The organism is Paenibacillus xinjiangensis (assembly GCF_059686975.1).
Window position 1 is genome coordinate 168,864 of record NZ_JCAALS010000013.1, and the last position, 6,584, is coordinate 175,447.

Consider the following 6,584-nt stretch of genomic DNA (forward strand, 5'->3'; position numbering starts at 1 on the left):
ACTGCTCCTCAATAAGGAACAGCCTTCTCCATTCTATCCGTATTATCGCTTTATTTAACCATCACCCATGCCCCTCGGCTATCCGCTGACTCCAGCTCTGCTTCATAAATCTGAATGCTGCCACTGGTGCTCTCCGGGGTTGCGACCGTAATCGCTGAATCATCCAGCACGGCTTGCACGAAATATTTCAGTTGATAATAATAGCCATGATCTGCTGACAGCTCCGGACTAAAGCCCGCTCCATTGTTCGGATTGACGGTAACCGTATCGCCGCGGAACTGAACGTTGCCTTCTGCAAAATTAACCTTGAAGCCCATTTCGAAGCCATGATCGCCCTGAAGCATCCAGTCGACATGAGCGTTGACGATTTTCCCATCCTCATAACGGTAATTCGTCGAGACAATGTCATAGCCGCTGCCTGGAATGACGTTAAGCCCCGTACAAGACACGGCTTCCGGCTTGCCGAACAGCCAGTTAATCATATCCGTATCATGAACGTGCATATCGAGCAGCGCCCCCCCGCCCTTCTCCTTCTGCAGCACCCAAGGACCCCATGCAGGCGTCGCTCCACCGCGGTAGAAATTACTATATAGCACACTGCCGAACTTGTTCGTGTCTATTAATTCCTTCAGATACACATAAGCCGGCCAGAAACGGAGGCATTGTCCGATCATCAATTTCTTCCCACTGGCTTCTGCTGCTTCGATCATCGCATTGCATTCTTCCGTATTCAGTGCCATTGGTTTCTCACATAAGACGTGCACGCCTTGGTTCAAGCATTGAATCGATATTTCCTTATGGAGAAAAGTAGGGAGCGTAATATCGACGATATCCAGCTCTTCGTTAGCCAGCATCTCTTGAATAGAGCTGTATTTGTTGAATCGACTGAAGTCGATCTCATTGTCAGAGGCCGTGTCGATATTACCGCCTGCAGAGCCACCCTCAAGCTTAGCCGGGTCCATATCGCACAGCGCTGCCACGCGAATCGGCATGCCTTCCTGCTCTAGACGAATGTAGTTCTCCAAGTGGGATCTGCCCATGAAACCAAGTCCAATTAGTCCAATCTTCAGCATTAGCGCTCCGTCCTTCCTAGAATAGCGTCCATCGCATTCGATGTATTATAAATGATCTGTTTCGTGTGATACGTATAAGGAGGAATCATCTCTGCGGTCACATAGTCCTCATAGCCAATCGCTTCAAGCGCACGTATAACCTCAGGGTAATTCACATCACCTGCCAGCAGATCCACGAACCCATGCAGGCCTCCTGCTTGACGACGATAATCCTTGAAATGCACTTTTTTGATCCGTTTATTCAAAATGTGAATCCAATGCTCCGGGTAGCCCGCATAGAGGGTATTGCCTACGTCGAAGTAGGAGCCCACGTAATCCGAACCGATTTTATCAATGAAATCCCGCATCTCCAGTGGAGACAGCAGAAATTTATTCCATACATTCTCGATGCCAATCGAGACCTTCACCGCTTCAGCCTCCGCAGACATCGCCTTGAAGACTTCCAGCGCATTGTCATAGGCAATATCATAAGGCACAACTTCTGCACCAGGGATGAAATCAACACCTACAGCGCCTGGTACGACCAATATCGTGTCTACGCCTAGAATCGCCGCTGCTTCCAGCTGCTTCTTCATGACATCCTGCGCCTTCTGGCGAATATCCGTATTCTGGCTGGTCAGCGGGTAGTCCCAATAGAGTCCGCTTGCCAGACTTGATAAGGCTATTCCTGCATCTTCCGCATATTGGCGTATGCCGCGGATTTCCTCTTCTGTACTTTCCAGACTAAGTGGACCGGCAACGGCAAGAGACAACTCTATCCCTTCGAATCCTGCATCAGCCGCAAGTGTGATACTTTCCTGTACGCTCAAGCCTTCCGGGAACGACCAAATATTGATTCCTTTTTTCACTGTTGTACGCCTCCTACAATTCCGCTTCATACAGCTAATTATAGAGGTAGAGCTTACCTTCGCATTTAGCAAAAAAGCCGGACGATTTGCACAACGATTTCCCAAGTTATGCTACTATGAGAGGAGCACAGGATAGAGCCTATCGCAGCGAAAGGAAGACCGAACCGATGAAGGATGATTTTGTCCGGCTGACCCTTAAGGAATTGCTTACTGTGGATAAACTTATTTCATTTCACTATTTCGAATATACGAAGGGCTTCTCGTTCGAAGGCGAACAGCATGATTTCTGGGAGCTGCTATATGTAGATAAAGGCGGGGTTGAGGTTCGTGCGGATGAACGAACGGTTGAGCTGGCGCAGGGGATGATTATATTCCATAAGCCGGGTGAGTTCCACACGGTTCGCGTGGGCGATCTGCATAAACCGCCTAACCTCATCGTCATATCCTTCGAGTGCGGTTCACCTTACATGAAGGAACTAGAGAATGTCGTCATGCCGCTTGGCAGTCGGGAGCAGAAGCTGCTGTCCCTCCTGATGCAGGAGGGCTTCCAAGCGTTCGAGCCGCCGTTCGACGTACCTTCCGTTCATGAGCTAACGAGAAATTCGTCTGCTCCGTTCGCAAGTGAGCAAGCGACCAAAGCTTATCTCGAAATTCTGCTCATTCAGCTTATACGTCAGCTCGAAGCTGAGACCGCTGCTGTTGCGGATATAGATAAGAGAAAGCCATCCTCTATTCAGACCTTGCGAGTCGAGCAAGCCATTGTTCAGCGGATCACTGACTATATGAGAGCACACCTCTCCGAGCAGCTAACGCTCGATCAGCTATGTCAGGAGACTCATCTTGGCAAAAGCAGGCTCAAAGAAATATTCCATTCCCAAAAGGGAACCGGCGTCATGGAATATTTCAAGCTACTGAAGATAGAGGAAGCCAAATCCCTCATCCGCGAGCATCAATACAACTACACGCAAATCTCTGATATTCTCGGTTATGCAAGCATCCATTATTTCTCCCGAGACTTCAAGAAATCAACAGGGATGTCTCCTTCCGACTATGCTCGTACCGTCAGCGCACACTCAGGCCTTTCGTTAGATAAAGCTCCTTGAGAGGATTGTCCGCTTATCATGCAAAGGGGTGTATCGAAGGTCATTCGACCAATCGGTACACCCCTGATTCTAATTAGATATTCATTCACCGCTGCAACTTAGTATACCTCTATAGAAATCAAAAAAACTCTTTGCTTTCGCAAAGAGTTACGCTTCATAAATTATGGAGCGGGTGATGGGAATCGAACCCACGCTATTAGCTTGGAAGGCTAAAGTTCTACCATTGAACTACACCCGCGTGTAAGTGGTCGGGATGACACGATTTGAACATGCGACCCCCTGGTCCCAAACCAGGTGCTCTACCAAGCTGAGCTACATCCCGACATTTCATTTTATTGTTAGAAAAGAATGGCGTGCCCTAAGAGATTCGAACTCCTGGCCTTTTGATTCGTAGTCAAACGCTCTATCCAGCTGAGCTAAGGGCACGTATATGGAGCGGAAGACGGGAATCGAACCCGCGACCCTCGCCTTGGCAAGGCGATGCTCTACCGCTGAGCCACTTCCGCAAGCTTTTCTGTCAGCCGTTTCGTCAATCTCAATGTTGCGGCGACAAGTAATAATATATCACCTACAGAAACAAAAAGCAAGTGTTTTCTAGAAAAAATATTTTTTAAAAAAACCTATAAAAAAGCCGCACAAACATGTACGGCCGTCATTCTATCGCTTCATCTATGCCCCTGCGGCTGCCAAGTGCGGCATGTGAGGTGCCATTACTTTATCAGCTGCTGCTTCACCAGCAAGTGCGTAAGGAAGGCATAGCGGCACCCCTGTACGCGGATCAGGAATGATATCTGCTTCGATATTAAATACCTTCCGCAGTATATCTGGTGTCATAACCTCTGCTGGAGACCCTTCCCCTACAACGACACCTTGCTTAATCGCAATCATGTGATGCGCATAACGTGAGGCATGGTTCAAATCGTGAACGACCATTACAATCGTCCGGTTATTGCTCTCATTAAGCTTCTGCAGCAAATGCAGAACCTCAAGCTGATGCGCCATGTCGAGGAACGTCGTAGGCTCATCCAAGAACAAAATATCGGTTTCCTGCGCTAATGCCATTGCAATCCAGGCACGCTGTCTCTGACCGCCTGACAATTGATCAACGGGACGATCACTGAATTCATTCATCCCAGTCGCTTCGATTGCCCATTGTACAATTGCACGATCATCCTTATTCATCGAGCCGAAGCCCTTCTGATATGGGAAACGACCGTATGAGACAAGCTCTGATACTGTTAGACCGTCTGGCGCGGTAGGATTCTGCGGGAGTATTGCGAGCTGCTTCGCCACTTCCTTCGTCGACTGCTTATGAATAGACTTCCCGTCGAGCAGCACGCTGCCCTTCGCAGGGTTCATTAAGCGGGCCATCGTCTTCAGAATCGTTGATTTACCCGATCCATTGGAACCGACTAGCGCTGTAATTTTCCCCTGTGGTATAGCGATATTTAAATTCTGAACGATAAGTCGGTCGTCATAAGCAATGTCCAAATTCGATGTCGTAAGACGTATCATTGTGACATGCACGCTCCTTCCCAGTCCTGATGCATCAGGCGGCTCTTAGATTAATAAATCTATGGTTTAGTTCATTCGCATACATGATAACGATTATCATTTTCTCACCTATTAATGATAATTGTTCTCAGAAAAAAAGTCAATGCCATTATATCCAATGACATTGACTCGAACACTGTTATTTCAATTCAAAACCTTGCCCCTTGAGAAACTCACGCATATGCTCTCTATTGGTCTTGGCCTTATCTGCCATAGCCTGCGACCAGGTCGTATTCGTTCTTCCATCCGAACGCTCCAGCATATAGGCTCTCACCATCTCGTCATACTCGGCGACTGCGGATTCCAGCTGATCTTGCGTTCCATAGCTATTCTCGAAATAAACGCCTTTACGAGGCAGACGTGGACGAAGGAGCGGCTCTTGGTCAGGAATGCCTATACACATGCCGAATACCGGATAGACATGCTTCGGAAGCTTGAGAAGCTCTGATACTTGCTGAGGCTGATTGCGTATGCCTCCGATATAGACGATACCCAGTCCCAATGATTCTGCAGCTATTGCCGCATTCTGCGCAGCTAGAGCGGCATCGACTGTACTCACGATAAAGTTCTCCGTGGAGCTAGGAATGTCCCCCTCATGATGCTGAGCAGCAGCCTGTTCATAGCGGTACAGATCTGCGCACCAGACGAGAAACACAGGACATTGTTCGACATAAGCTTGGTTCCCTGTAAGGGCAGCAAGCTGTTGTCGAAGCGCCTCGTCTGTTATGCCAATCACACTGAACGCTTGCATATTGCTAGAGGTCGAAGCGTGCTGTGCAGCGTCGATAATTGAAGACAACTGCTCTTCAGTAACGGGCTCCTCCTTGAATTTGCGTATGGAGCGATGATTCAACAGCAATTCTATCGTTTCGTTCATTATGACTATCTCCCTTCCAATCTATACAATCAACATCTTATATTGGATACCATACTTAAAAAACGTCCAACAAGCAAATATACAAAAAAGCAGCAAGCCCTTGAATTTAATCAAGGGCTTGCTGCTTCTACATTATGCGCGTGAAGGGACTTGAACCCCCACGTCGTGAAACGCCAGATCCTAAGTCTGGTGCGTCTGCCATTCCGCCACACGCGCATGTTAAAAAGGCAATTAAGAAAATGGTGAGTCATGTAGGATTCGAACCTACGACACCCTGATTAAAAGTCAGGTGCTCTACCAACTGAGCTAATGACTCATATTAGAATGGCTGGGGATTCAGGGATCGAACCTGAGAATGACGGAGTCAAAGTCCGTTGCCTTACCGCTTGGCTAATCCCCAACGTCTAAATGGTGGACGCTGACGGGATCGAACCGCCGACCCTCTGCTTGTAAGGCAGATGCTCTCCCAGCTGAGCTAAGCGTCCGCATGCGTCTTCTTTTAGAAAAGGTAATATGGTGACCCGTAGGGGAATCGAACCCCTGTTACCTCCGTGAAAGGGAGGTGTCTTAACCGCTTGACCAACGGGCCATATTGGAGTATCTCTGGAGCTCTCAACCGGGATCGAACCGGTGACCTCATCCTTACCATGGATGCACTCTACCTACTGAGCTATGAGAGCAAATGGCTCCCCGAACAGGACTCGAACCTGTGACAACTCGATTAACAGTCGAGTGCTCTACCAACTGAGCTATCAGGGAAAATTCAGTTGTAAAGGCGCTACGGTTGATAACCAGAAAGTTACACCTTCAAAACTGGATACGAAAGATGAAAGAATGAATGCTTTAGCTGCATTTTGTGTTCCCGCAAAGTATTAGGAGTATACTCCGGAAGCCAAAGCTTCACTTTGTGGGATACTATTTAGGATAAGCCCTCGACCGATTAGTATTCGTCAGCTGCACGCATTGCTGCGCTTCCACCCCGAACCTATCAACCTCGTCGTCTTCAAGGGGTCTTACTAATTGGGAAATCTCATCTTGAGGGGGGCTTCGCGCTTAGATGCTTTCAGCGCTTATCCCGTCCGTACTTGGCTACCCAGCGGTGCTCCTGGCGGAACAACTGGTACACCAG

The 6,584-nt window shown here is 48.3% G+C and carries 5 protein-coding genes, 11 tRNA genes and 1 rRNA gene; 1 reads left to right on the forward strand and 16 read right to left on the reverse strand.

The genetic code is table 11. The features are described 5' to 3' along the window. Positions 1-50: 50 nt before the first annotated feature. Both AC6ESP_RS15070 and AC6ESP_RS15075 read right to left on the reverse strand, forming a co-directional pair. Positions 51-1,073: a Gfo/Idh/MocA family protein gene (locus AC6ESP_RS15070; protein ID WP_497097546.1), complete on the reverse strand. Its 1,023-nt coding sequence runs from the start codon at positions 1,071-1,073 to the stop codon at positions 51-53. Further along, entirely contained in the window at positions 1,073-1,921 is an 849-nt protein-coding gene (locus AC6ESP_RS15075) for a sugar phosphate isomerase/epimerase family protein (protein WP_497097547.1), read from the reverse strand. Before AC6ESP_RS15075 ends, AC6ESP_RS15070 begins: the two co-directional genes overlap by 1 nt. 167 nt (positions 1,922-2,088) lie before the next feature. On the opposite strand from AC6ESP_RS15075, the gene AC6ESP_RS15080 reads away from it, so the two are divergent. After that, positions 2,089-3,024 carry an AraC family transcriptional regulator gene (locus AC6ESP_RS15080; RefSeq protein WP_497097548.1) on the forward strand — a complete coding sequence of 312 codons (936 nt, stop codon included), beginning with the start codon at positions 2,089-2,091 and terminating at the stop codon, positions 3,022-3,024. A 164-nt stretch (positions 3,025-3,188) separates the two neighbouring features. Here the strand turns inward: AC6ESP_RS15080 and AC6ESP_RS15085 are convergent. The 14 genes from AC6ESP_RS15085 to AC6ESP_RS15150 all read right to left on the reverse strand — a co-directional run. Continuing rightward, positions 3,189-3,262: transfer RNA gene (locus tag AC6ESP_RS15085), tRNA-Gly, on the reverse strand. Between the two features lie 7 nt (positions 3,263-3,269). Further along, positions 3,270-3,346 (reverse strand) — tRNA-Pro (locus AC6ESP_RS15090). A 27-nt stretch (positions 3,347-3,373) separates the two neighbouring features. Further along, positions 3,374-3,450: transfer RNA gene (locus AC6ESP_RS15095), tRNA-Arg, on the reverse strand. A 5-nt stretch (positions 3,451-3,455) separates the two neighbouring features. Continuing rightward, positions 3,456-3,530: transfer RNA gene (locus AC6ESP_RS15100), tRNA-Gly, on the reverse strand. 163 nt (positions 3,531-3,693) lie between these two features. Further along, positions 3,694-4,539 carry an ABC transporter ATP-binding protein gene (locus AC6ESP_RS15105; protein ID WP_497097549.1) on the reverse strand — a complete coding sequence of 282 codons (846 nt, stop codon included), beginning with the start codon at positions 4,537-4,539 and terminating at the stop codon, positions 3,694-3,696. 178 nt (positions 4,540-4,717) lie between these two features. Beyond that, the gene (nfsA, locus tag AC6ESP_RS15110) at positions 4,718-5,455 is read right to left on the reverse strand and encodes an oxygen-insensitive NADPH nitroreductase (RefSeq protein WP_497097550.1); all 738 of its coding nucleotides are present in this window, start codon (positions 5,453-5,455) and stop codon (positions 4,718-4,720) included. 135 nt (positions 5,456-5,590) lie between these two features. Continuing rightward, positions 5,591-5,671, reverse strand: a tRNA-Leu gene (locus AC6ESP_RS15115). Positions 5,672-5,695: 24 nt separating this feature from the next. Beyond that, a tRNA-Lys gene (locus AC6ESP_RS15120) sits at positions 5,696-5,771 on the reverse strand. A 9-nt stretch (positions 5,772-5,780) separates the two neighbouring features. Continuing rightward, positions 5,781-5,855 (reverse strand) — tRNA-Gln (locus AC6ESP_RS15125). A gap of 9 nt (positions 5,856-5,864) precedes the next feature. After that, positions 5,865-5,940, reverse strand: a tRNA-Val gene (locus tag AC6ESP_RS15130). A gap of 29 nt (positions 5,941-5,969) precedes the next feature. Beyond that, a tRNA-Glu gene (locus AC6ESP_RS15135) sits at positions 5,970-6,044 on the reverse strand. Between the two features lie 15 nt (positions 6,045-6,059). Beyond that, positions 6,060-6,135: transfer RNA gene (locus tag AC6ESP_RS15140), tRNA-Thr, on the reverse strand. A 3-nt stretch (positions 6,136-6,138) separates the two neighbouring features. After that, positions 6,139-6,214 (reverse strand) — tRNA-Asn (locus AC6ESP_RS15145). Between the two features lie 161 nt (positions 6,215-6,375). Next, positions 6,376-6,584, reverse strand: a 23S ribosomal RNA gene (locus AC6ESP_RS15150); the annotation flags it as partial.